We start from the raw sequence: 22,648 nt of genomic DNA on the forward strand, positions 1-22,648 counted from the left end.
CTTCAGGTCAAATATCTTTTGGTACATAAAAACTGCGATTGTCCATACCGAAAATCCGTTCCGTATACGTTCCCGGTTCAGCATTTTTTACCGCACTGGAAAGCATTTGCATCGAAGCATCAATGTTATCGATTTGATGTAAAATTTCTGCTTCCATGATTCTTGGTCGAACAGGTGACCCATATTCCAACAACCCATGGTGCGATAAAACCATATGGCGTAAAATGACAATGTCTTCGTCAGCATCGTTGATCTTCAACTCAATACAAGCCTTAGTGATCTCTTCATCGACTAACACAAGGTGGCCTACCAGATTTCCGACTACTGTATATTCAGTCGAAGAAGGGCCGGTCAACTCGATCACTTTGCCTAGATCATGAATAATGATCCCGGCATAAAGCAGTGACGCATTCAACTGCGGATATTCTTTGACAATCGCCTTGCCTAAGCGCAGCATCGTTAATGTGTGGAAGGCCAAGCCGCCAGCAAAAGCATGGTGGTTGCGTTTTGCCGCTGGAAATTCAAAAAACTCTTTTTGATATTTATTCAATAAAAAGCGGACGATCCGATTCCAATGCGCGTTCGTGATCTCGAATAATGTCTGATTGATCTCTTCTTCCATCTCTTCACGCTTGATCGGCGCGCGTTCCATATATAGCGCAGGATCATTCGGCTCTTCTGGTTTTGTCGTACGCAAATGGATGATCTTGACTTGCGGATTGCCTTGATACATCTCTCGTTTGCCGTTCAACAAAACAACTTGTCCAGCTCTATAGCGTTTGATTTCTTCTTCTGAGGCATCCCAGAATTTTCCGTCCACTGTTCCTGAAGTATCTTGGAACGTAAACGCGATAAATTTTTTCCCATTTTTAGCTAACCGGACATCGGCATTTTTGATCAGTACATACATCTCAAATAACTCATCAACCGTTAATTCTTTGATTTTTTTCATCGTTGGACTCCCTTCAATTCCCAGACAGGCTGGTGAAGCTCTTGGTAATAGCTTACCATTTCTTGATCAGATGACAAACAAATGATTTGATAATTTTGACTAAATTGCTGCAATAATTTAGCGAATTGATATTTTCGCTGATGATCGTAATGTAGCCAGCCATCATCAATGATTACTGGACACAGCGGATGCTTTTGCTGCAACGTCAGATACGCAAAACGAAATGCCATCATGACTTGATCTTTAGTTCCGGTCGAAAGATTGTAAAGGCTCAACTGATCGACAGTCAATACTCCTTCCGTAAAATCCAGCCGGCTATGTTCATTATTGGTCAATAGTTGAAAATAATCTGTCGCTTGGTTTAATAATTCCGGCAATTGCTGCTCAGATAATTCAGTCGCGATATCTTGTAATAATTGATTTTCCAGCTTTGCTGCGGCATAATCAGCCGTCAATTTTTCAACTAATGCTCGTTGCTGACTCACTTGCTGATACAAACTGTCTAACGTCCCATCCGCTTGCATTTGCTGGATCTGCAGCCGCGATCTTTGCTCATGTTCTTGTAATTGAAGCAGCTGTTGTTCGCTGACTTGCATCTCTTGTGCCAAGTTGGCTAATGAAGTTTCGATTGCTGCCAACGTTGTCTCCTGTGTGAATAATGGAGCAACACTTTCCGTCAATTCTTGTAAACGAATTCGTTTTTGAAAGACTTCTGTTTCCCGCTGTAAAAAGGCTGGAATTTCTGCCGGGTACGCCAGTCCTAACTTTTTCAACAACGGCTGAAATTGGTCTAATAGTTGTTGTTGCTGCCTTTGTGTCTCGTGGATACGTTGCTGCAACACGGTATTTTCTTGATAGGTTTGCGCAAATCGGATCTGTTCCATCTCTTTGGCAAATTGCTCTAATGTCAAAAGTTTTTCGGACAATGTTTTTTCATGTAGCGGCAGCCATTCAGCTAAAAAGGCAAAGTCTTGTTCTTGCTGCAGCAACGTCTGATGCAAAGTTGCTTGCCGCTGGTGCAACTCCTGTCTTGTTTGTTGCTGGGCCAAATAACTCTTAGCTTGCTGATTTTCTTGGATCACTGCAAATTCATTTTCCGTACTCGTCAAATTTCGTTGACGTAATTCTTTTTGGATTTGTTCCAGTAGCCGTTGATTTTTTTGCTGACTCTGGTTGAGTTTTTCTGTTGTTTCTGCCAACTGCCCTTCATAAACATCTAACTGCCCCAACTTCTCCTGCCACGTATCTTTGTCAGCCGGTCGGCTACGCTTAGCGACACCTGCAATCCCACAAGCTGCGGCAGCAATCAGCAAAAGATAGCGTATAGGAGCCGGAACTAAAAATGCCCCAAGCAATCCAAGCGTTGCTGCGACAAACAGCCACGGCGGATTTTTTTTATTGTTAAAAAGTTCAGGATGCTTTTGTTCATACGCATTGAGACTCGCTTCTGCTTGATCCCGCTGTTCATTAACTAAACGCAGGCGAATCCGCTGTTCCTCCAGCATTTTTTGTTGGGCTTGCAGCGGAGCAAAAAGTGCTCGAATCGCTGATTCATCTACAAATGGCTGTGGCGGAGATTGTTGCCATTGAGAGGCCTGCGTTCCTGTTTGCGCAAGTTTGACAGCGATTCGCTGCTCTTCGTCCAACATTCGACTGATAGCGACTTTTTCATCTAATAACTGCTGGATACGCAGTTCATTTTCTAAATAAAAATAATACCGAGCGGAATCTTGATTACCGCTATGCTGCTGCAACGCTGCATGTAATTTTTCTTGTTCCTTCATCAATTGTTGATAGTCTTGATAGAACGTTTGTAGCTTACCACGCTGTTTTTCATCTGCTACTGAATGCAGCTCCATTTTTTGCAGTTCTAAAAATTCTGCATAACTAGTCCAATTCATTCGTTGCTGTTCTAGCAGCAATTTACGTTCTTGCAAGGTTCTATTTTTTGCAGCTTGTTGCGTTACTTGTAGTTTTTCCTCATCCGCTTGACGGACCAATTGTTGGAAGCTCGCTTCTTGTGCTTCTTTTTCACTGATTTTTTGCTGCAACATTTGATACTTTTGCAACGCTTGGTTCAATGGTTGTTTGCGTCCTCGCGGTCGATAGATCCCTTCGTAGGTGTTTTTCAATTGCAAACGCTGTTCAAATAGTTCGTTGCTACCGGATAATCCTAATGAAATCAGCGCTTCATGCAAATTCTCTTCAGTCAGCAGCTCTAATTGTTGCAATTGTTCTTGTTGAAAGGTAAAGACTTGGCGGAAAAGCTGCAGATTCAGCGGATAAAGAATTTTTTCCAACAATTCTTCGTCACCTTGTTGACCATCAGCTAACCATACTCTGGCTTTGCCTTTATTTTTATTTTTGTAGCGCTCAATCGTCACCGTTCCATACGTCGCATGCACGATCAGCAGGCGTCCGCCAAAACCGCTGCCGTCATCTGGCGTGTAATCTTGTCCTTTTTTTCGTTTTGCTGGAAAACCGAAAAGGATCGCTTGGATAAATTGATACAATGTCGATTTTCCGGCTTCATTCAACCCATAGACTAGTTGATTTTTTGCTTCAAATAAAAATGTTTGTTGGCGCCACTTGCCAAAGCTTGTGATCTCCGCTTTTTTAATCCACATCGGCGTCCCTCCTAAAACGATAGCTGCGCGCCATTTTTTCTTTCAATAGAGCAACTGTATCGCTCCTGAATCCTTTATCCAGCAACTGATGCAGCTGCGGATTTTGTTCCAGCTCGCTCAATAAATCGTTAAAAATCGCTGGTGCTTGATACGTCGCAATCAACTGATCGACCAACTCTTTATTCACTGCAAGATAAGGACGTTTTTGCGGTAGCTCTGCTAAGGATACTTTCCATAAAAAGATATTCTCGGGAACTTCTTCTTGTAAAGCCGTCAACAATTCACCAGAGGCCACTTGGTAAGCAAGTTCTTCACCTAATCCTTCAGTCTGGCTGAACTCGATTTGTAACAGTGTCGGCAGCTCTGCGGTTAACTTTTTCAGCAAAGGAAATAGTTCACGTGGCCGTTTCACATTCATCAATGAAATCGTTCGTTTCTCCCAACGAACCGCTTCAACTGGAATGGGTTTGGCAATTAATTGATTTCCTTGACTCTCAACTAGACTGACTCCTGCCAGCGCGGTTTCTTTTTGTGTATGCCCTTGCGGTGTGCCGGGATAGATCACAAGCGGCTGCTGTGCTAAAACTTGTGGCACATGGATATGTCCCAACGCCCAATAGTCATAGCCTTTTGACACCAATTCTGTCAACTGAAACGGTGCATAAGGCATTTGTCCGCCATGATACATTCCGATATGAAAATCTGCTGTACTTTTACGCGGAAAACTTGCAGCCATCGCTGTCTCGATTGTAGGATGTTGATAACTGAAACTCGTAATCGCGATTTTCTCGCCGGCGTTTGTAACAAAATTTTTCGTCTCGACTTGTTCATCGGTGAATCGATGAATATTCTCTGGAAAAGCGAACCAATAACGTTCAGCTTGGTAAAAATCATGATTGCCGAAATTCATAAAAACAGAGATACCAGCTTCGGCTAAACGCCCCATCTCTTGAAAAAAGTAGCGCTGTGTTCGCAATGTAGGACGATTCTGATGAAACGTATCACCAGCCAGTAAAATGAAATCTACTGCTTGAACAAGTGCTGTATCAACAATATTTTTCAACATTTTTTGGTTAGCCGTCGTCAATTGTTCTTGAAAATATTCTGGCACACTGGTCAGACCTTCAAATGAGCGATCTAAATGCAGATCCGCTGCATGTAAAAATTTCATTTTTTTCCTCCTGTCATGTTATTCAATCATAGCTGTCGTCCTAAAGTGATTGTTGACCGATCCAGGACTCTTCAACTAATCAATCTCGTTTATTTTACCATAAAAAAGCGAAAACTTGTTCGCATTTCAGTAATCTGTGCCCCTTTTAAAAACTAGCTTTAAAAATATCAATTTGATCTGAAAACTGATAGATATGTACACTAATGACACGGAAATCTCCAAACTGATCCTTCAAAATACTTCCATCTGTAATTCAACTATCCGTTATTTCGTTCCATTGACCGCAGAGCCAAGCATAACTTTTCATCAAAGTCGACTGCCTGTTATAAACTAGAATAAAAAGGGAGGTCGCTAAAGATGGAGCGCGAAGAACTGATCAAAAAAGTCAAAGAATTATTGAATGAGGACAATCTTGAAAAGGCTAAAACGTTTATCGAAGACCACAAAGAAGAGTTAGGCGATTACTATGACAAAGCCAAAAATTTACTAAGATCGGATAAAATGGATGATTTACTAGGTCAATTCAAAAAATTCTTTAAATAAAAATGTTAGGAAGGCCGCTCGTTTTGAGCCGGTCTTCCTAACGTTTTTAGCGTATTTTATATAGTAAATTAATTAAAGGTTGTGACAACATGTTGTCACAACCTCTTAAAGACTTATCCTTCGTATAATTCACGGATTGGAGTCATAATGATTCGGTTCAAGTCGTTGATGATCACGCTAAAGGCTTGTTCTTTCACCATTAGTTCATTGATCAATTCTTCTTGTTGAACTTTTTCAGCTAATGCTTGTGCTTGCGCTGCATCTTCATCGCTAAAATCTTCGCCGCGCATTTGTTTTTCTTGCAAACTTTGTTGGAATGCTTGGAATTCTTTGAATGCTGTATACGCTGTTTCATTTTCCTTTAATTCTGCAAAAGCTGCTTCTAAAGATTTGAATTCTGGTAGTTCACGAATTTCACGTTCTAATCCATTTGCTGAATCATAAATGTTTGCCATTTTTTTATTCCCTCATTTTCTATAAAAGTTACTTTTTCATTGTAACATGAATGGAAACGGGTTCAAACCCTAATTTCCTGGTTGGTATTGCTGCCACAATTCTTGGCCTTTTTCCATCAATTTATCCGCGCCGGCTTTAGCTTTTTCAAAGAAGTTCGCGGCACCTTCGCTAGCCTTGCCACCAATATCTTTTAGGTCTTCTCGCCATTTACTTGTCTCGCCATTTTGATTGCCTTGATTCACTTGATCGGCTGCTACGACTTGACCGCCTGTCGCATAAGCATCTGCCACTTCAAAAGAATACTGTCCGGCATAAGGCAAGATCGATTCCGCTTCTGCTTTGAAGACTTGACCGACTTCAGAGCCGCTTGTTCCACTCAAGTAATGGGTTTCGCTGACCTTTTCAAAACCTAGCCAAGTAGAAATCACGATATTTGGTGTATAGCCGATGATCCACTGGTCATTGACTTTATTTGCATCAAAATTAGTTTCAGTCGTCCCAGTTTTACCAGCAACTGTAAAGCCAGCTGGTGCAGCTTGGGCCGCCGTTCCATTTGAAAATGTTCCTAATAGCATGCTGGTCATTTCATTTGCGACTTCTTTTGAGATGACTTGTTCATATTTAGGTGAGCTGTTGTCTTCAATCACCGCACCAGTCGAGTCGATAATTTTAGTAACTAAATGCGGTTCATAAACTTTTCCTTCATTAGCAAAGGCACCATAAGCCGCCGCCATTTGAATCGGTGAAGTTCCTTTTTCTAATCCGCCTAAAGCCAAGCCATAATATCGATCGGATTTGTCTAATGAAATTCCGAATTCTTCGACTTTGTTATATCCCTTATTCAATCCAAGTTCGTGCAGCAACCAGACTGCCGGCAAGTTTAAACTTTGAGCGACCGCCTGATACATCGCTACTTCGCCTTGAGTTGTTCCATCATAATTTTTTGCGTCGTAATACGATTGCGGTTCATCTTTCAAAACACTATCCGGTTTATAACCGGCTTCTAACGCCGGTGAATAAACACTCAACGGTTTGATCGTCGAGCCTGGCGAACGCCGCATTTGTGTTGCAAAGTTGTAGCTTCGGAAGATGTGTTCACCGCGCCGTCCGACTAAAGCTTGAACGCCGCCGGTTTTAGGATCCAGCGCTACTGAAGCGGATTGCGGCATCGCCCCATCTTCTGCATCCGCTGGGAAGTTGGCCGTGTTTTCGTAAACAGCATCCATTTGTTTTTGATAATCCTGATCTAACGCAGTGTAAATTTTATAGCCTTTATTTAATAAATCCTTTTCGGAGATACCATAGCGTTCAACCGCTTCATCGATGACCGCATCAAAATAAGACGGATAACGATACCCTGCATCTGCTGATGAATACGTATCGTTCAATTCCGCACCAAGATCAACAGCTTTTTCTTGCGCTGCTTGTTCTTCAGTCAGCTTGCCCGTTTCTACCATAACTGAAAGAACGGTATCACGGCGATTTACGGCATTTTCTAAATTATCAATCGGATTGTAAATATTTGGCCCTTTCAACATGCCGATGATCGTCGCAGCTTCTCCAAGGGATAATTGATTGGCATCTACGCCAAAATATTTTCTCGAAGCATCTTGAACACCCCAAACACCGTTGCCGAAGTATGAGTTATTCAGATACATCGTTAAAATCTGTTCTTTATCGTATTTCTTTTCGATCTCGATCGCCATGAAAACTTCCTTAGCTTTTCGTTCTAGAGTTTGATCTAAACTTAAATAAGCATTTTTCGCCAACTGCTGCGTCAACGTACTCCCACCGCCGGTGATATGACCAGAAGTGATCAACCCTACCGCAGCCCGTGCGATCCCTTTGATATCAAAACCATGATGACTGTAGAAATTACGATCTTCTGTTGAAACGACCGCATCTTTTAAATAGGAAGAAATTTGATCACTTTCTACATAAGTCCCTTTTTGTCCATAAAGCGAACCTGCCTGCTCATTTTTTTTATCGTAGACTACCGTTGATTGTTTCAAGCTGGATTGTAGCGTCTCTACGTTGACCGATTTTGCCAAGAAAAATAGATAGACACTCATCACTAAAACTCCAACGAGTGTTAATAATAGCAAGATTTTATTGACGTGGTATTTTTTCCAAATCCGTTTGCGCCAATGGTGAAAACGAATCAAATATGGCTTGGCCCATTGCCAAAATATTTTTGTGCCGCTGCGAAATTTCTGCCAAAAAACTTTTGCGCCTTGTTTAAATTTACGCCAAATTTCCTGAAAATCCATTTTTTGATCTCCATTCTATTAAAATTCAGACACAGTGTACCATAAAACCCAATCTTAACGCTTGGGTCTTGAGACTGACACTTGCAATATTCTAGCATGGCTTCTCAAGGAAAAGCTGATTTTTTTCTTAAATATCCGTTAAAAGTGATACAATAAGCCAGAAAATAAAATTTTTGATACTTTCAATGAACAAAACAAGGAGCGATCTAATGGAATTTACGATGACTTTGCCCCAACAATTTACTGAAATGACAGTCAAAGACTTACTAGAAAAAGAATGGCTCGTACCGCGTAAAGTACGGCATTTTATTCGGACTCGTAAAGGGCTGTTGATCAACGGCGCAACGTGTCACTTTCAAGACTTGGTTCATCCAGGCGATCGCATTACCGTCATACTTGAAACGAGCGATTATCCCGAACGCCAAATTTTATTGGGCGATCCATCTTTGATCACTGTTTTGTATGAAGATGAACATTTGATTATCGTTAATAAACCAGCGGGTATGAAAACACATCCGAATCAACCCATTGAACAAGATACCTTATTGAATCATTTGGCGGCTTATTTAGCACCTGATCATCAGCCGCATGTCGTCCACCGCTTAGACAAAGAAACTAGCGGTGCGATTTTATTTGCAAAAAATCCTTTTGTGTTGCCGATCTTAGGAAGATTATTAGAACAAAAAGTGATTTTCCGACGTTACCAAGCATTAGTCCACGGCAAACTCACAAAAAATCTGACGATCAATAAAAAAATCGGTCGCGATCGCCACGATCGCCGGAAACGTCGAATTGATCCAAAAGGCGGCAAGCCTGCCGTGACTCACGTACAGATTGCTCGCTCCTTTTCAAATCAAACTGCTATTTTTTGCCAATTAGAAACTGGCCGAACCCATCAAATCCGCGTTCATTTAGCCAGTATTGGGCATCCATTAGTTGGCGATCCATTATACAGCCAAGCTGATCGACAGCGTTTGATGCTCCACGCGTATGAATTGCATCTGACGCACCCGTTTACTGATCAAGTGATTTCAGTTCAAGCATTACCAGGATTGTGGACATAAAAAAGGTTGTGACAAGATTTTTTTGTCACAACCTTTTTTAATGCATTGTCATCCCGCCAGTAACGTTAAGTGCTTGGCCAGTCATATAATTTGCCAATGGACTTGCTAAAAATAAAACAACGTTGGCCACATCTTGCGGCGTTCCTGTTCGACCTAACGGCACTTGGCTGATATCTTCTTGCCGAATCTCTTCAGCGCTCAATCCTCGCAGCGCACCGCCTTCAACTCGTTCTCGTTGCTTCATCTCTGTCTCAATGATTCCAGGACAAACAGCGTTGACTAAAATTTGCTTTGGTGCAACTTCGATGGCTAATGTTTTTACTAAACCTAATACCGCATGTTTGGAAGCAACGTACGCCGCCATTCCGCGGTAGCCGTTTTTGCCGGCTTGCGAAGCGATCACAATCAGCCGCCCTTTTTTACCGTGGTCGATCATCGCGCAAGTAAAATATTTAGCTGCTAAATACGTGCCACGAGTATTGACTTGATAAGTCTTGTCAAAATCACTCGTTTTGCTTTCTACTAGAAAATCCATCGTTGAGATTCCCGCCACATCCACGACGGTATCAGGAACCAAATTCAATTCGATCAGCTGCTGACTCAACGCCGAAACTTCGGCTTCTTGGCTGATATCCAAATGTATTTGAAAATAGTTTTGATCTGCCGGATGCAGTTCTGTAAAATCGTAGGCGATATCTGCAGCGATCACAGTCGCTTGATTTTCTAAAAACGTCTCAACGACTGCTTTACCGATCCCTTGACTGCTACCGATCACTAATACAATTTTTTCTTTTAATTCTGGAAACATTTTCTCACCTAGACCAAATGACGTTCAAACGGATCATCACTGATTCCTTCGGCAACGACTTTTTTCGACCATTCTTTAGCAGAAAATAGTGAATGATCGCGATAGTTTCCGCAACTGACAATATCTGTTCCTTGAACATCTTCCCATTGAGTTTTTTCAGCGATCTCTTCCAATGACTCTTTCAACGCCACCGCAACTTCATGAGCAGTCGGTTCGCCCCAAACGATCAAATGAAACCCTGTCCGGCAGCCAAACGGTGAGCAATCGATCACGCCGTCTAAACGATCGCGTAATAGATCGGCTAATAGATGTTCGATCGTATGCAGACCCGCTGTTGGGATCGCATTTTCGTTAGGTTGAACAAAACGTAAATCAAAATTCGTGATTGCATCGCCTTTTGCGCCGTCTTCTTTAGCAATCAAACGTACATAAGGTGCTTTTACCTTTGTATGATCTAATGTGAAACTTTCTACTTCTGCCATGTTTGAAACACTCCTTTTAGTTTTCTAAATAACTTACTGGTTTAACAACTTCGATTTTTGTTCCGTTGAATTCTTTTTCGATATATTTTTGAATCGTTTTGTTATGGTATAGCTTCACTAACTTTTTAAAGTTGGTTTTGTCTTCATTATCTTTAGCCGTCGCCAAGATATTGACATTGTTCTTTGTGCTTTGATCGACTTTTTCATGGAACAAAGAATCTTCCAACACATTTAAGCCGCCATCCAAAGCAACTGTATTAGAGATCAATACCGCGTCGACTGATTTCAATACACGTGGCCCTGTCGTATCATCGATTTGTTTGAAAACCAATTTTTTAGGATTTTCCGCAACTTTTTCTACTCCGCTCAATGGTCCGAAATCGTCGCTCAACGTGATCAAACCAGCTTCTTGTAACAATAATAAACCGCGAGCTGTATTCGCTGGATTATTAGCAATCGCAACAGTTGCACCATCTGCAAGGTCATCCAGTGATTGAATTTTTTCTGAATAGATTCCTAATGGTTCCAAATAAGTTGTCCCTAAATTCACCAATTGATTTTTCTTATTTTGTTGATTGAATGCTTTGAAATATGAATATGACTGAAAAGCATTCACATCGACACTGCCGTCTGCTGTTGCCTTGTTTAGTTGTACTCCGTCAGTGATTTCTTTGACTTGAATCTTCAGGCCGGCTTCTTTGGCTTCCGGACTGTCAGCGATGTGCTGCCAAATTTGAAAATCAGAACCTTGCGAGCCAACAACGATCGTTTTTGATTCTTTTTTTTGCGACTGCCCACTCACTTGATGGATCCCGAAACCGGCGGCTACCAATACCACCACTACGCCCAAAAGAGCTAATAATTTTTTCATACTTTTCTCTCCTACCCGATATTAAAACTTAGTAAAACGACTCGCGAGCCGATCCCCGATAAATTGAATCACAAATACCATTATTAATAAGATGATCATGCAGACAAAAGTCACATCATTTTGAAAACGAGCATAGCCGATACTGATCGCCACATTCCCTAAACCGCCAGCTCCAACTGCTCCAGCCATCGTCGTCAATCCGATCAAGCTGATTACTGTCAACGTCGACACACGAATGATATCTGCCAATCCTTCTCTTAAATAAACTCGAAAAATAATTTCCCAATTACTCAATCCCATTGACTGAGCAGCTTCGATCACGCCCTGTCCGACTTCTTGCAACGCATTTTGAATCTGACGCGCATAAAAAGGAAAGATTCCCATTACTAAAGGGACTAGTGCGGCTGTCGTTCCAACAGTTGTTCCGACAAGAAAACTGGTCAACGGTGAAATGACCGCTAGTAAAATAATAAATGGAACACTTCGTAAAAGATTGACCACTTTGTCCAGCACGCTGTAGAAACTACGATCTTGAATAATCCCGCCTGGTTGCGTTACGACTAAGAGCAAACCGGTCAATAAACCAATCACACCGGCGATCACCGCTGAAGCGATCGTCATGTACACCGTCTCCAAAGTCGCTTGCCAAATCGCTCCTTGCATAGTCAGCACATGAGGAAACAAATTACTCATGACCGCACCTCCTTTTTGATTACTTCGACATCGACTCCTTGCTGTCGTAAATAATCAACCCCCGCTGAAACTTCGCCGCTTAAATTTAAGATCATGACTCCGACTGTCAAATTATCGAATTGATCGACGTTGGCAAAAAGAATATTGGCCGCTACTTGGAATTTTTGCGCCATTTCGGTCACTACCGCTTGATTCGTCGTGTCTCCAATAAATTTCAGAACATAAAGATCTTGTGAATTACTTTGACGGATCCTTTTCAATGCTTCTTGGACATTGATCGATGTATCGATAAATTCTCTCGTCAGCTGTTTTTTCGGCCGCATAAAAACTTCAGCGACTTTCCCCTGTTCAATGATTTCGCCAGCTTCCATGACAGCAACCCGGTGACAGATCGTTTGGATTACTTGGATTTCGTGTGTAATCAAAACAATCGTCAATCCCAACTGTTGATTCAAACGCTGAAGCAATTTCAAGATGGATAACGTTGTCTTTGGATCCAATGCGCTAGTCGCTTCGTCACTGACTAAAATATCTGGATTATTTGCCAATGCCCGAGCAATCGCTACCCGCTGCTTTTGTCCACCAGATAGCTGATCCGGAAACGCTCCTGCAAGTTCTTCAAGCTCTACCAGTTTCAACAAACCCAAAGCTTTTTCACGCCGTTCCGCTTTACTAAGTTTCTCACCTAGTAAAGGGAACTCCACGTTGTTTAAAACGGTACGTGAATTCATCAAATTGAAATGTTGAAAGATCATACCGATTTTTTTCCGAGCTTTTTGAAACTGATGCGAATCCAGCTCTTCCAGCGCCTGACCATTCACGATCACTTTTCCTGAAGTCGGGACTTGCAAATGATTGATCACCCGGATCAACGTACTTTTTCCTGCACCAGAGTAGCCGATGATTCCATAGATTTCTCCTTGTTCGATCGTTAAAGACACATGGTCTAACGCAGTGATTGATTCTTGATTACGTTTGAAGGTGACGACAGCGTCTTGCAATTCGATAACTGGTTGTTCCTGTTTTTCCATCTCTATCCCTACTTTTCTGACCAAACCTCTTCTGCGATACTTTTAACCAATGCGATCTTGTTCCATTGTTGTTCCTCAGTTAAAATATTTCCTTCTTCAGTTGAAGCGAAACCACATTGTGGACTTAATGATAAACGATCCAACGGCAAATACTGTGCCGCTTCATGAATCCGATCAATGACTTGTTGACGATCTTCTAGATTACCGTCTTTAGAAGTGATCAAACCTAAAACAACTTGTTTATCACCGCTGACTTTTGCTAAAGGTTCAAACCCACCAGAACGTTCGGTGTCATATTCTAAATAATATGCATGGACATTTTCAGAGGTGAACAATGGCTCTGCCACATCATCGTAACCGCCAGCTGCTGCCCAAGTTGAATGATAATTTCCACGACACACATGTGTGTTTAAAATCAAATCTGCTGGTTGATCGGCTAAGACTGCGTTATTAATCGTTAAATACAATTGTGCCAATTCGTTGCGAACTTCTTTTTCATCTTTCTCTTCTTCTACAATAAATCCTTCTGGCAACGGTGCGACTAAAACGCCCCATGTGCAATCGTCTAGTTGGATCGTACGTGCGCCTGCGGCATATAGATCAGCAATCACTTGGCGATATGCAGTGACGATATCGGCGATCAAAAGCTCATTGGTTGGATAGATCTCACGAACTTTTTCGATGACATCCGGTCTTAATAACTCCACTAAGATTTGTGCAGGAGCTGGGATTGTCTGTTTCACTTCGACACCTTCGCTAGTATGGGCACGTGTAAATTTAAAATGTTCAACAAACGGATGATTTTCACCAGAAACTTTTCCAGTGACGATGACTGTACCTGGTCGAGTTTCTTCACCGTGGAAAAAGTAGCCGTGTTCTGGAATAGCAAACGCTACTCCTTGCAAGCCCCAGAAGAAATCTAAGTGCCACCAGCTGCGGCGAAATTCGCCATCGGTCACAGCTTTCAGCCCAGCTGCTTCTTGTTTATTGATCAAATCGATGATCGCCTCATCTTCAACTTTTGTTAATTCTGCTTGTGTAAGATTGCCGGCTTCAAATGCTGTCCGTGCTGCTTTTAATTTATCAGGTCGCAAGAAGCTTCCCACGATGTCATAGCGAAATGGTGATGTTGTACGTTTTGTCATAATAAAATTCCTCCATTTTTTAGCTTTTAAGAAAAGGCGATGAAAAACAAAAAAACATCCATCCCTTTACCTATTGCCAGTGCAATAAATAAAGGGACGAATGTTTTCGCGTTACCACCCTCATTTACATTATCCTCGCGAATAATGCCTCAACGGTACCTGTTGATACCCGGTGATATATCGGTCACTTCCCGTTTAGTTTGCGTGAACAAACCAAATTGCTCAGAGTTCATCTTCACTGACTTTTACAATTCCCTTTTTCACCGACCGGGTTCTCTGTACTCGTTACTTATCAGTTACTCTTCTCTTCAAAGCTTCATTATTTGTTCACTATAATCACATTTAATATAGGTTTTGTCAATACTTTTTTCATTTATTTTTAAAAATAGCAATTTAGTTGGTAATTTTTACTATAAAAAAAAGCTAAGATCTCGGGGATCTTAGCTTAGAATTCATTTTAATTTTAGTACCAACCGTTTGCTTGCCAGAAAGCTTGAGCGCCTTCCCAAGAACCATAACGAGAAGTTACATATTGGTCAGCAACGCGTTCTTGGTTTGCTGCAGAGTAGTCACCGTTTAAGTATGAAGCTGATAATTGGTAACGTCCGATGTATTGACCGTTTGTCGCTGTGTATGAACCGCTAGATTCGCGTTGTGCAATCCATTCTTTTGCTGAGTTGGTGCTTGCTGCAGTTGTAGCTGTTGTTGTTTGAGCCGCTGTTTCTTGAACAGGTGCTGTTTGAGTTGTTTCTTGAACTGCTGTTTCTTGAACTGCTGCTGTTTGTGCAGGAGCTGCTTGAGTTGTTTCTGTTGTTTCTGCTTTTTCAGTTTTAGCTTCGCCGTCAATTGTTAATTCTTGACCAGCAAAGATCATGTTTACGTTCGAAATTTTATTTGCTTTAGCAATTTTATCAACTAAGCTGTCATTGCCAGCAAACTTATGAGAAATTTTTGATAAAGTATCGCCTGCTTCAACAGTGTATGTTTCTGAAGCGTGTGCATCTGTAGCACCCATCGCCAATCCTGCACCGGCTGCTAATACTGTACTAAAAAGAACTGTTTTCCCTAATTTCATTATGTAATTTCCCCCGAATTTTCTTCTGTCGTTTTCGTTTGTCTTATTGACTACGAGAGATACTTTATCATCCTTTTGTATTTCATGGGTAATAATCATGTAACAGTACATTACAATCCGATAAAACAATGTAACAAAACATCCATTAGTGTGTCACTTTGAAATATAGTATTTTTTCTATTACGAAATAAAACTCGCTGTTTATAAGGTTTCTATCAATTGGAACTGTTTTATCTTTGTGTTACAAAACGCTCTTCAGGAAATATTGAAATCTTTTTGTAAAGAAGCCTAGACGATGATTCTTGAAAAATTTGGCTGTTTAAGCAAAAAAACTTCGGCTCTATTTAACAGAGTCGAAGTTTTTTTATTTGATCCTTAAACGCTGACGCCATTTCCTCGCTTGCGCTCCAACTAGTTGATCGACTAATCGCAGCTTCAAACTCAGATAAACATAAACGGCTCCGCCGATCCCGGCTGTCAGCAAACAAATCAGCAAGGCCGAAAAGCGAGCGGCAGGATCAAGCACCAGATAACTCGTTTGTCGCACGATCACAGCAACGCCCAACATCAAGAGCGTTAAGATCAAAATCAAGAGACAGCGACGAAATGCCAGCCGATAATTTGCTTGAACGACTCTTCGCAACTTCCATAAGCACAATGCAGAAGTCAAACTTAGTCCTAAAAATGTTGCCGCTAATGGACCATAGACCTCCAGTAATTTGATCAGCGGGATTTGGATCACCACTTTTAAGACCAGCCCTGCCAGCCAATATCGTACTGCGATTCTGCTGTGGGAGATTCCTTGCAACGTTGTGGACAGCATCATGAACAGCGCTGAAATAAATCCTGCTAAACACGCCGCAATCAGTACGTGACTGCCTAAAACATCGGCTGAATAAAAAACTGTGTTCAATGGATACGCCAATAAAATCATACCAGAAACTGCAGGAAACATAATAAAGGCGAAAAGTTGGATGTTGGTATTTACTAACTTAGCCAACTCTGGTCTACGTTTTTGCGTAAAAAGTTCTGTCAACATCGGCAAACTCGTTAAAGCAAGCGAAGTTCCTAAAGTCACGACGACCATCGTCAGTTTATCAGGATTGGCACTAAATAACGCATACAGATCTACCAGCTGAGCATGACTGTAATTCGTATTCGCTTTCATTGTATGGATGAACGTCGCTTGATCGATCAGTTTGTAAAACGTGATTCCGCCGCCGAGCAAAATGAACGGGATCGCTTGTCTAACTGTTTCAAATAATAATTTTTTTGTGTCGATCGTCACTTTGTTCAAACTATATTTCAATTGCTGGTCGCTGATTTTACGTTCCTTGAACCAATAAAAAAGCAACACACCGTAAGAACCGATCATGCCAAAAGATGCAGCAAAGGTCGATTGAATCACGGCACTCAAATAATCGCCTTTCATCACTTTCATAATAATAAAGACACTTAACAACATATACAAAACACGGAGCGCCTGCTCAACTAATTGTGAGATAGCCGATGGCCGCATATCTTGCTGCCCTTGAAAATAACCACGTAAGACACTCATACAAGGAAAAGCAACTACGGCGACACTTAACGCTTGGATCACAGGAATCAGCGCGGCTCCACCGCCGGATAATCCGGCTAATAAAGGCGCAGTCAAAAACATCACTCCGCCAAAAAAGATTCCTAAAATCGCGGTAGCTTGTAGCGCTTTGATAAATAAGCGCCGGCTGGTCTGATATTCACCCATTGAATTGTAGCGTGCGACTTGTTTAGCAATCGCACCGGGCAATCCTGCTGTGGAGATCATCATGAACAATGCATAAAACGTATAGCCCATATTAAATAATCCATTGGCAGCTCGGGCATTTTCTCCCATCCAGGCATACCATGGAATAATGTAGATTGCGCCTAGCAGTCGCGAAAAGATATTGCCTACTGACAGCCAAGCCGATCCTTGGATCATTTTTTCTTGATAAGAAAGCTCGCTTGATCGGATTTTGTCCATAATTTTCTCCTTTACTTGTTCTCTTTATAGTAAAACGAAATCACGCTTCTGACAATCACTCTTTACTTTTTCTCTTACTGCGCTATGCTATAATAGCTTAGACTATATATTGGAGGTCTCATCATGCTGACACTTACCCAAATCCAACAAATTCTTGAAAAAGAAAATCTCTTACGGGAGTTTATCACGCCAACGCGTTGGACGTTGACCGCGCCTTTTGACAAAAAATTTCGCAAAATCGCTTACGACTCACGTGAAGCTGATGCGGATACACTTTTTTTCTGTAAAGGCAATAATTTTCAACAACGCTATCTAGAACAAGCCTTAGAAAAAGGTTTGACTTGTTATCTTGCAGAACAACCTTACGAAGTCGCTGCTGAAGTAGCCATCATCGTTACTGATATTCGCAAAGCACTAGCTGTTTTGAGTATGGCTTTTTACGATTATCCCCAAAGAAAATTAAAACTGATTGGGATCACCGGTACAAAGGGCAAAACGACCGTCGCTTATTTCACAAAACAAATCTTAGACATCACTACCAATCAAAAAACCGCCCTTTTGTCGACATTAAATACGACAGTAGACGGTGTAACTTTTTTTAAATCAAAACTTACAACGCCGGAATCATTAGACTTGTACCGGATGATGGCCGAAGCTGTAGAAAACGGGATGACCCATCTCATCATGGAAGTTTCTTCCCAAGCTTATAAAGTCGCCCGCGTTTACGGTTTGACCTTTGATGTAGGAGTTTTCCTAAACATTTCACCAGACCATATCGGACCGATTGAACATCCGACTTTTGAAGATTACTTCTATTGCAAACGACAGCTACTCGCTAATTCTCGACAAGTCATCTTGCAGCATGAAATCGATCACTTTGATCTTTTGCTGGAATTAACCAAACAAAAAAATATTCCTGTCATCACCTACGGAAATCAGCAAGCTGATTACTGCGTACAGCCATTGGCACATCCACTTGCCTTTGCCTTAACAAGCTCATCCGATCGTTTCAATTTAAACGGACACTATGAAATTTTATTAGCTGGCGACTTCAACAAAGAAAACGCCGCTGCCGCTTTACTGGCCAGCGCGCTTGTCGGAGGCGATCAAAAAGCTGGTCAACAAGGATTAGCTGAAGCATTAGTTCCTGGACGGATGAATTTGCTTTTAAAATCAAATGGCGCTCACATTTATGTCGATTACGCTCATAATTATTTAAGCATGAAATCATTGCTGGCTTTCGCTAAAGAACAACACCCCACTGGTGCACTTGTAGTTATCACTGGGTCGACTGGGAATAAAGCCGAATCTCGCCGAACAGGCTTAGGCCAAGCCATCGGTGAATATGCCGATACCGCTATTTTGACCAGCGATGATCCGAACTTTGAAGATCCGCGAAAAATCGCTGATGAGATCCAACAAGGAATCAAGAATCCTCACGTGGACGTACACTTTGAAATTGATCGAAAAAAAGCCATCCAAGCGGCCATCCAAGCAGCTGGTCCTAACGATGCCATCATCTTAGCCGGAAAAGGAACGGATCAGTACATGACTGTTAACGATGAAAATCTGCCTTATGAAGGCGATTATCAATTGGCTGAAAAATTCATTGCTCTTTGATTCCGCTTAGACTCAAAAACACTGCTACTCCCATAGACCGTGATCTCATTGATCAGCGGTCTTTTTTGTACGGTCAAGCCAACTTTTCGTACTAATAAATAAATTGGTTTTCTTTCCTACAAAAAAACTCCGTAACTATTTACAGAGTTTTCGTCTTTATTTTTACAAGATTAAGGGCCTTAACGACTTCAGCTAGCATGTATTCATCCGGGCTCAGACAGTCTATCGCAGTCATTGTTTGGTATTCCTTCATGAAATATGGAAAATGAGTACAGCCGAAAATTATTTTTTCTACCTTGTTTGTTTCAAAAAACTGCACTGATTCAGGCAGTCCGTAATTTTGACAAATTGTTTTCGCGTCTTCCTTATTTTCGATACTATTGACCCAATCTAGATTGCTGATGGAATAAAGTTTTATTTTTTCATTCGTTTGTACCAGTTCTTTTTCAATTCCTGACGCTCCTTGCGCATTAGCTGTCAGCAAGCCGACTCTTTTACATTGTTTGGCTGTTGCTCGGTATGCTTTGAATGGCGTAATGATCTTGATATGCAAGTCACGCGAGATAGCTTCAAAGTCTACCGTAGCACTTAATGAGTTGCAATAAACAAAAATCAATTCGCTGCCACGGGAAATAGCTGACGCGATCAGTGATTTAACGATACTTGCGCGAACCGCGGAATCACTTGTTTGAAAAAAAGTTTGTTTCTCAGGTGTATCTGTCACGGCGATCGGATCGAGCGCACAAGAAAAATTTGCTTTCAACAGTCGGCAGCCCATTTCTGTATCTACCGGCGTCCCTGCCATGACGGTAATTTTTTTATTCGACATCCTAAAAGGCCCCCATGATAATTCAGTACTCTATTTAATTGCTTATCTTACCTCATTTCAAACTAAAAATAAAATAAAAAAGCTAGAAGCCTTGATAATACAGGCTTCCAGCAGACATATGTTTCAAGTAAGAATAATTAGTTCGCTACGATATTGACCAATTTATTCGGTACAATGATCACTTTACGAACTGTTTTTCCTTCGATATTACGTTGGATAAGTTCATCTTCCAGCGCAAGTTTTTCTAATTCTTCTTTTGCTAAATCAACAGCGACCATCACTTTTGAACGGACTTTTCCGTTTACTTGTAAGATCACTTCGATCTCATTTTCAACTAACGCCGCTTCATCATAAGTTGGCCAAGCCACATGAGAAATGCCGCCCTCATGACCTAAGATCGCCCAAAGTTCTTCAGCAACATGCGGGGCGATCGGTGCTAGCAATTGTACGAAGCCTTCTACATATTCATAAGTCAGCGCTTCTGCTTTATAGGCATCATTTACAAAGACCATCAGCTGAGAAATCGCGGTATTGAAATGCAGATGTTCCATATCATCTGTTACTTTTTTGACTGTTTGATTGTAAACTTTAGTCAATGAACCGTCGTTGAAGTTCGTAATATGATCACGCATTTTGCCTTCTTCATCAACGATCAAACGCCATACCCGATCCAAGAATTTCCGTGAACCTTCCAGTCCGTTTTCACTCCAAGCAATTGAAGCATCTAATGGTCCCATGAACATTTCGTACATCCGCAATGTATCCGCACCATATTGTTCGACCACGTCGTCAGGGTTCACGACATTTTTCAATGATTTGCTCATTTTTGCCGGTGCTTCTTCCAATTCTTCCCCAGTTTCCACACTAAACCATTTACCATCGCGTTTTTCTACTTGATTGGTTGGAACTAGCGCTCCTCGACTATCGCGGAAACTTTGACCTAAGATCATACCTTGATTGTAAAGTTTTTGGAATGGTTCATTTGTTGGAACGACACCGATGTCGTATAAGAATTTATGCCAGAAACGAACATACAATAAATGCAGCACAGCATGTTCTGCTCCACCGATATACAGATCAACTGGCATCCAGCGTTCTAATTTATCGTAATCTGCTAATGCTTCTTTGTTATGAGGATCAATAAAGCGCAAGTAATACCATGAACTACCGGCCCATTGCGGCATAGTATTGGTTTCACGTCGCCCTTTTTTGCCAGTAATCGGATCGACCACATTGACCCAGTCTTCGATATTGGCTAATGGTGATTCCCCAGTACCACTTGGTTTGATATCTGTTGTTTTTGGTAATTCCAATGGCAATTCATAATCAGGAACTAAACCAGTCGTCCCGTCTTCCCAGTGAATAACTGGAATTGGTTCGCCCCAATAACGTTGACGAGAGAACAACCAGTCACGCAAACGGTAGCTGATTTCTTTTTTCCCGCAATTATGTTCTTCTAACCAAGGGATCATCTTGTCGATCGCCTCTTGTTTGTTCAAACCGTCTAAAAACTCAGAATTAATATGCGCACTGTCGCCGGTAAAGGCTGCTTTTTCAATGTCGCCGCCTTCAAGGACGGGAATGATCGGCAAACCAAATGTTTTAGCAAATTCATAATCGCGTTCATCATGAGCAGGAACCGCCATGATCGCTCCTGTTCCATAAGAAGCTAAGACATAATCACCGATCCAGATCGGCATTTTTTCACCATTGACCGGATTAATTGCATACGCACCAGTAAAGACCCCTGTTTTTTCTTTTGCTAAATCTGTTCGATTCAATTCAGATTTTTTTGATGCCTCTTCAATATAGGCATCTACAGCAGCTTTTTGTTCAGCAGTAGTAATTTTTTGAACTAAAGCCAATTCGGGTGCCATGACCGCATATGTTGCACCAAACAATGTATCTGGTCGGGTTGTGAAAACAGTAAATGTTTCCGTGCTACCATCAATTTTGAAGTTGACGTTTGCACCAACAGAACGGCCGATCCAATTTCGTTGCATTTCTTTGATACTTTCAGGCCAATCAACAGTTTCTAAATCATCCAACAAACGATCGGCATAAGCAGTAATCTTCAACATCCATTGACGCATTGGTTTGCGGATCACATCATAGCCGCCTCGTTCGCTCTTGCCGTCGATTACTTCTTCATTTGAAATAACGGTCCCTAATTCAGGTACCCAGTTGACCGGAACTTCTGCTTCATAAGCTAAGCCTTTTTCATACATCCGTTCAAAAATCCATTGTGTCCATTTATAATATTCAGGATCCGTCGTATTCAGTTCACGATTCCAATCATAGCTGAATCCTAATGAGTTGATTTGACGTTTGAATGTTTCAATATTTTTCTTGGTAAATTCTGCTGGATCATTTCCTGTGTCCAATGCATATTGCTCTGCAGGCAGACCAAACGCATCCCAGCCCATTGGATGCAAGACATTATATCCTTGCGCGCGCTTCATCCGTGAAATTGCATCCGTTGCCGTATAACCTTCCGGATGACCTACGTGCAAGCCTTGTCCAGATGGGTAAGGAAACATATCCAATGCATAAAATTTTGGTTTTTCAGGGTCGTCTTGGGTATTGAACACATTGTGCTTTGCCCAATATTTTTGCCATTTTTTTTCAATCGCTTTGTGATCGTAACTCATGTTGTTCCTCCTACTTAGATAAACTTATTTTTTGATGATATACAATTGACAGCTAACCCAGGTTCCAAAATCATTTTTCAAACTAGGAAAAACGGTCTTACCTTCATCACTCAGCTAACTTTACAGCAAAAAGCCGGGATGAGAAGCGGACCTAGCAAAAAAAAGTCCTACGAAAGCTCAAAGAAACTTTCATAGGACGTAATTAACGTGGTACCACCTATTTTTATCTGCCAAAAAACAGACCTCAAAAGAAATAACGGTCTCTAACCGGATCGATTGATCATGCTCCAAGGTAAGTTCGAATGTCCCACATACACACTCCCAGCACCGTGCGCTCTCTAAAATGCGTTCGTTTCTA

At 41.5% G+C, this 22,648-nt stretch carries 18 protein-coding genes and 1 other annotated feature (1 of these 19 cut by a window edge); of the genes, 3 read left to right on the top strand and 15 right to left on the bottom strand.

Going from position 1 to position 22,648, the window contains the following annotated elements; translation table 11 throughout:
- Positions 1-7 precede the first annotated feature (7 nt).
- Genes FFM68_RS11755 through FFM68_RS11765 form a run of 3 tightly spaced genes read right to left on the bottom strand, consistent with a single transcriptional unit; the run spans position 8 to position 4,750 of the window.
- Complete coding sequence (locus tag FFM68_RS11755) at positions 8-952, bottom strand: 3'-5' exoribonuclease YhaM family protein (RefSeq protein ID WP_137619495.1); 945 nt, start codon at positions 950-952, stop codon at positions 8-10.
- A complete protein-coding gene (locus FFM68_RS11760) occupies positions 949-3,579 on the bottom strand; it encodes an ATP-binding protein (RefSeq protein WP_137619496.1) in 2,631 nt (876 codons plus the stop codon). The genes FFM68_RS11755 and FFM68_RS11760 overlap by 4 nt, the downstream gene beginning before the upstream one ends.
- Complete coding sequence (locus FFM68_RS11765; protein WP_137619497.1) at positions 3,569-4,750, bottom strand: metallophosphoesterase family protein; 1,182 nt, start codon at positions 4,748-4,750, stop codon at positions 3,569-3,571. The genes FFM68_RS11760 and FFM68_RS11765 overlap by 11 nt, the downstream gene beginning before the upstream one ends.
- Before the next feature lie 357 nt (positions 4,751-5,107).
- Here FFM68_RS11765 and FFM68_RS11770 point away from each other — a divergent pair, with 357 nt between their 5' ends.
- Positions 5,108-5,293, top strand: a complete 186-nt coding sequence (locus tag FFM68_RS11770; RefSeq protein ID WP_137619498.1) for a hypothetical protein — start codon at positions 5,108-5,110, stop codon at positions 5,291-5,293.
- Positions 5,294-5,406: 113 nt separating this feature from the next.
- On the opposite strand, the gene FFM68_RS11775 is transcribed toward FFM68_RS11770, so the two are convergent.
- The gene (locus FFM68_RS11775) at positions 5,407-5,748 is read right to left on the bottom strand and encodes a YlbF/YmcA family competence regulator (protein ID WP_137619499.1); all 342 of its coding nucleotides are present in this window, start codon (positions 5,746-5,748) and stop codon (positions 5,407-5,409) included.
- 69 nt (positions 5,749-5,817) lie between these two features.
- Complete coding sequence (locus tag FFM68_RS11780) at positions 5,818-8,019, bottom strand: PBP1A family penicillin-binding protein (RefSeq protein WP_137619500.1); 2,202 nt, start codon at positions 8,017-8,019, stop codon at positions 5,818-5,820.
- Positions 8,020-8,228: 209 nt separating this feature from the next.
- On the opposite strand from FFM68_RS11780, the gene FFM68_RS11785 reads away from it, so the two are divergent.
- A complete protein-coding gene (locus FFM68_RS11785; RefSeq protein WP_137619501.1) occupies positions 8,229-9,083 on the top strand; it encodes an RluA family pseudouridine synthase in 855 nt (284 codons plus the stop codon).
- A 37-nt stretch (positions 9,084-9,120) separates the two neighbouring features.
- Here the strand turns inward: FFM68_RS11785 and FFM68_RS11790 are convergent, their stop codons facing one another.
- The 8 genes from FFM68_RS11790 to FFM68_RS11825 all read right to left on the bottom strand — a co-directional run bounded on the left by FFM68_RS11790 (position 9,121) and on the right by FFM68_RS11825 (position 17,190).
- The gene (locus FFM68_RS11790) at positions 9,121-9,891 is read right to left on the bottom strand and encodes an SDR family oxidoreductase (RefSeq protein WP_137619502.1); all 771 of its coding nucleotides are present in this window, start codon (positions 9,889-9,891) and stop codon (positions 9,121-9,123) included.
- A gap of 8 nt (positions 9,892-9,899) precedes the next feature.
- The gene (locus tag FFM68_RS11795; protein ID WP_137619503.1) at positions 9,900-10,373 is read right to left on the bottom strand and encodes an S-ribosylhomocysteine lyase; all 474 of its coding nucleotides are present in this window, start codon (positions 10,371-10,373) and stop codon (positions 9,900-9,902) included.
- 16 nt (positions 10,374-10,389) lie between these two features.
- Positions 10,390-11,244, bottom strand: coding sequence for a MetQ/NlpA family ABC transporter substrate-binding protein (locus tag FFM68_RS11800; RefSeq protein WP_137619504.1), 855 nt, complete (start codon positions 11,242-11,244; stop codon positions 10,390-10,392).
- Positions 11,245-11,265: 21 nt separating this feature from the next.
- Positions 11,266-11,937, bottom strand: a complete 672-nt coding sequence (locus FFM68_RS11805; RefSeq protein WP_137619505.1) for a methionine ABC transporter permease — start codon at positions 11,935-11,937, stop codon at positions 11,266-11,268.
- Positions 11,934-12,968, bottom strand: a complete 1,035-nt coding sequence (locus tag FFM68_RS11810) for a methionine ABC transporter ATP-binding protein (RefSeq protein ID WP_137619506.1) — start codon at positions 12,966-12,968, stop codon at positions 11,934-11,936. Before FFM68_RS11810 ends, FFM68_RS11805 begins: the two co-directional genes overlap by 4 nt.
- A gap of 8 nt (positions 12,969-12,976) precedes the next feature.
- Complete coding sequence (locus FFM68_RS11815; protein ID WP_137619507.1) at positions 12,977-14,113, bottom strand: 5-methyltetrahydropteroyltriglutamate--homocysteine S-methyltransferase; 1,137 nt, start codon at positions 14,111-14,113, stop codon at positions 12,977-12,979.
- Between the two features lie 463 nt (positions 14,114-14,576).
- Positions 14,577-15,188 carry an aggregation-promoting factor gene (gene apf / locus FFM68_RS11820; protein WP_137619508.1) on the bottom strand — a complete coding sequence of 204 codons (612 nt, stop codon included), beginning with the start codon at positions 15,186-15,188 and terminating at the stop codon, positions 14,577-14,579.
- A 364-nt stretch (positions 15,189-15,552) separates the two neighbouring features.
- Complete coding sequence (locus FFM68_RS11825; RefSeq protein WP_137619509.1) at positions 15,553-17,190, bottom strand: putative polysaccharide biosynthesis protein; 1,638 nt, start codon at positions 17,188-17,190, stop codon at positions 15,553-15,555.
- Between the two features lie 123 nt (positions 17,191-17,313).
- Between FFM68_RS11825 and FFM68_RS11830 the strand changes: the two genes are divergently transcribed.
- The gene (locus FFM68_RS11830; RefSeq protein ID WP_137619510.1) at positions 17,314-18,810 is read left to right on the top strand and encodes a UDP-N-acetylmuramoyl-L-alanyl-D-glutamate--L-lysine ligase; all 1,497 of its coding nucleotides are present in this window, start codon (positions 17,314-17,316) and stop codon (positions 18,808-18,810) included.
- A gap of 139 nt (positions 18,811-18,949) precedes the next feature.
- Here FFM68_RS11830 and FFM68_RS11835 read toward each other — a convergent pair whose 3' ends face one another.
- Both FFM68_RS11835 and leuS read right to left on the bottom strand, forming a co-directional pair.
- Positions 18,950-19,639: an aspartate/glutamate racemase family protein gene (locus FFM68_RS11835; protein ID WP_137619511.1), complete on the bottom strand. Its 690-nt coding sequence runs from the start codon at positions 19,637-19,639 to the stop codon at positions 18,950-18,952.
- 137 nt (positions 19,640-19,776) lie between these two features.
- Entirely contained in the window at positions 19,777-22,290 is a 2,514-nt protein-coding gene (gene leuS / locus FFM68_RS11840) for a leucine--tRNA ligase (protein ID WP_137619512.1), read from the bottom strand.
- A 189-nt stretch (positions 22,291-22,479) separates the two neighbouring features.
- Positions 22,480-22,648, bottom strand: a binding site (T-box leader) (it continues 23 nt past the right edge of the window).

This window comes from Enterococcus xiangfangensis (assembly GCF_005405365.1).
Lineage (GTDB): Bacteria > Bacillota > Bacilli > Lactobacillales > Enterococcaceae > Enterococcus_A > Enterococcus_A xiangfangensis.

What these genes read in the sequence shown, in the direction of transcription:
- apf (WP_137619508.1), bottom strand. Translation starts at nt 15,188, where the DNA reads ATGAAATTAGGGAAAACAGTTCTTTTTAGTACAGTATTAGCAGCCGGT.
- FFM68_RS11785 (WP_137619501.1), top strand. Translation starts at nt 8,229, where the DNA reads ATGGAATTTACGATGACTTTGCCCCAACAATTTACTGAAATGACAGTC.
- FFM68_RS11805 (WP_137619505.1), bottom strand. Translation starts at nt 11,937, where the DNA reads ATGAGTAATTTGTTTCCTCATGTGCTGACTATGCAAGGAGCGATTTGG.
- FFM68_RS11830 (WP_137619510.1), top strand. Translation starts at nt 17,314, where the DNA reads ATGCTGACACTTACCCAAATCCAACAAATTCTTGAAAAAGAAAATCTC.
- FFM68_RS11755 (WP_137619495.1), bottom strand. Translation starts at nt 952, where the DNA reads ATGAAAAAAATCAAAGAATTAACGGTTGATGAGTTATTTGAGATGTAT.
- FFM68_RS11765 (WP_137619497.1), bottom strand. Translation starts at nt 4,750, where the DNA reads ATGAAATTTTTACATGCAGCGGATCTGCATTTAGATCGCTCATTTGAA.
- FFM68_RS11775 (WP_137619499.1), bottom strand. Translation starts at nt 5,748, where the DNA reads ATGGCAAACATTTATGATTCAGCAAATGGATTAGAACGTGAAATTCGT.
- FFM68_RS11770 (WP_137619498.1), top strand. Translation starts at nt 5,108, where the DNA reads ATGGAGCGCGAAGAACTGATCAAAAAAGTCAAAGAATTATTGAATGAG.
- FFM68_RS11815 (WP_137619507.1), bottom strand. Translation starts at nt 14,113, where the DNA reads ATGACAAAACGTACAACATCACCATTTCGCTATGACATCGTGGGAAGC.
- leuS (WP_137619512.1), bottom strand. Translation starts at nt 22,290, where the DNA reads ATGAGTTACGATCACAAAGCGATTGAAAAAAAATGGCAAAAATATTGG.
- FFM68_RS11790 (WP_137619502.1), bottom strand. Translation starts at nt 9,891, where the DNA reads ATGTTTCCAGAATTAAAAGAAAAAATTGTATTAGTGATCGGTAGCAGT.
- FFM68_RS11810 (WP_137619506.1), bottom strand. Translation starts at nt 12,968, where the DNA reads ATGGAAAAACAGGAACAACCAGTTATCGAATTGCAAGACGCTGTCGTC.
- FFM68_RS11825 (WP_137619509.1), bottom strand. Translation starts at nt 17,190, where the DNA reads ATGGACAAAATCCGATCAAGCGAGCTTTCTTATCAAGAAAAAATGATC.
- FFM68_RS11760 (WP_137619496.1), bottom strand. Translation starts at nt 3,579, where the DNA reads ATGTGGATTAAAAAAGCGGAGATCACAAGCTTTGGCAAGTGGCGCCAA.
- FFM68_RS11800 (WP_137619504.1), bottom strand. Translation starts at nt 11,244, where the DNA reads ATGAAAAAATTATTAGCTCTTTTGGGCGTAGTGGTGGTATTGGTAGCC.
- FFM68_RS11795 (WP_137619503.1), bottom strand. Translation starts at nt 10,373, where the DNA reads ATGGCAGAAGTAGAAAGTTTCACATTAGATCATACAAAGGTAAAAGCA.
- FFM68_RS11835 (WP_137619511.1), bottom strand. Translation starts at nt 19,639, where the DNA reads ATGTCGAATAAAAAAATTACCGTCATGGCAGGGACGCCGGTAGATACA.
- FFM68_RS11780 (WP_137619500.1), bottom strand. Translation starts at nt 8,019, where the DNA reads ATGGATTTTCAGGAAATTTGGCGTAAATTTAAACAAGGCGCAAAAGTT.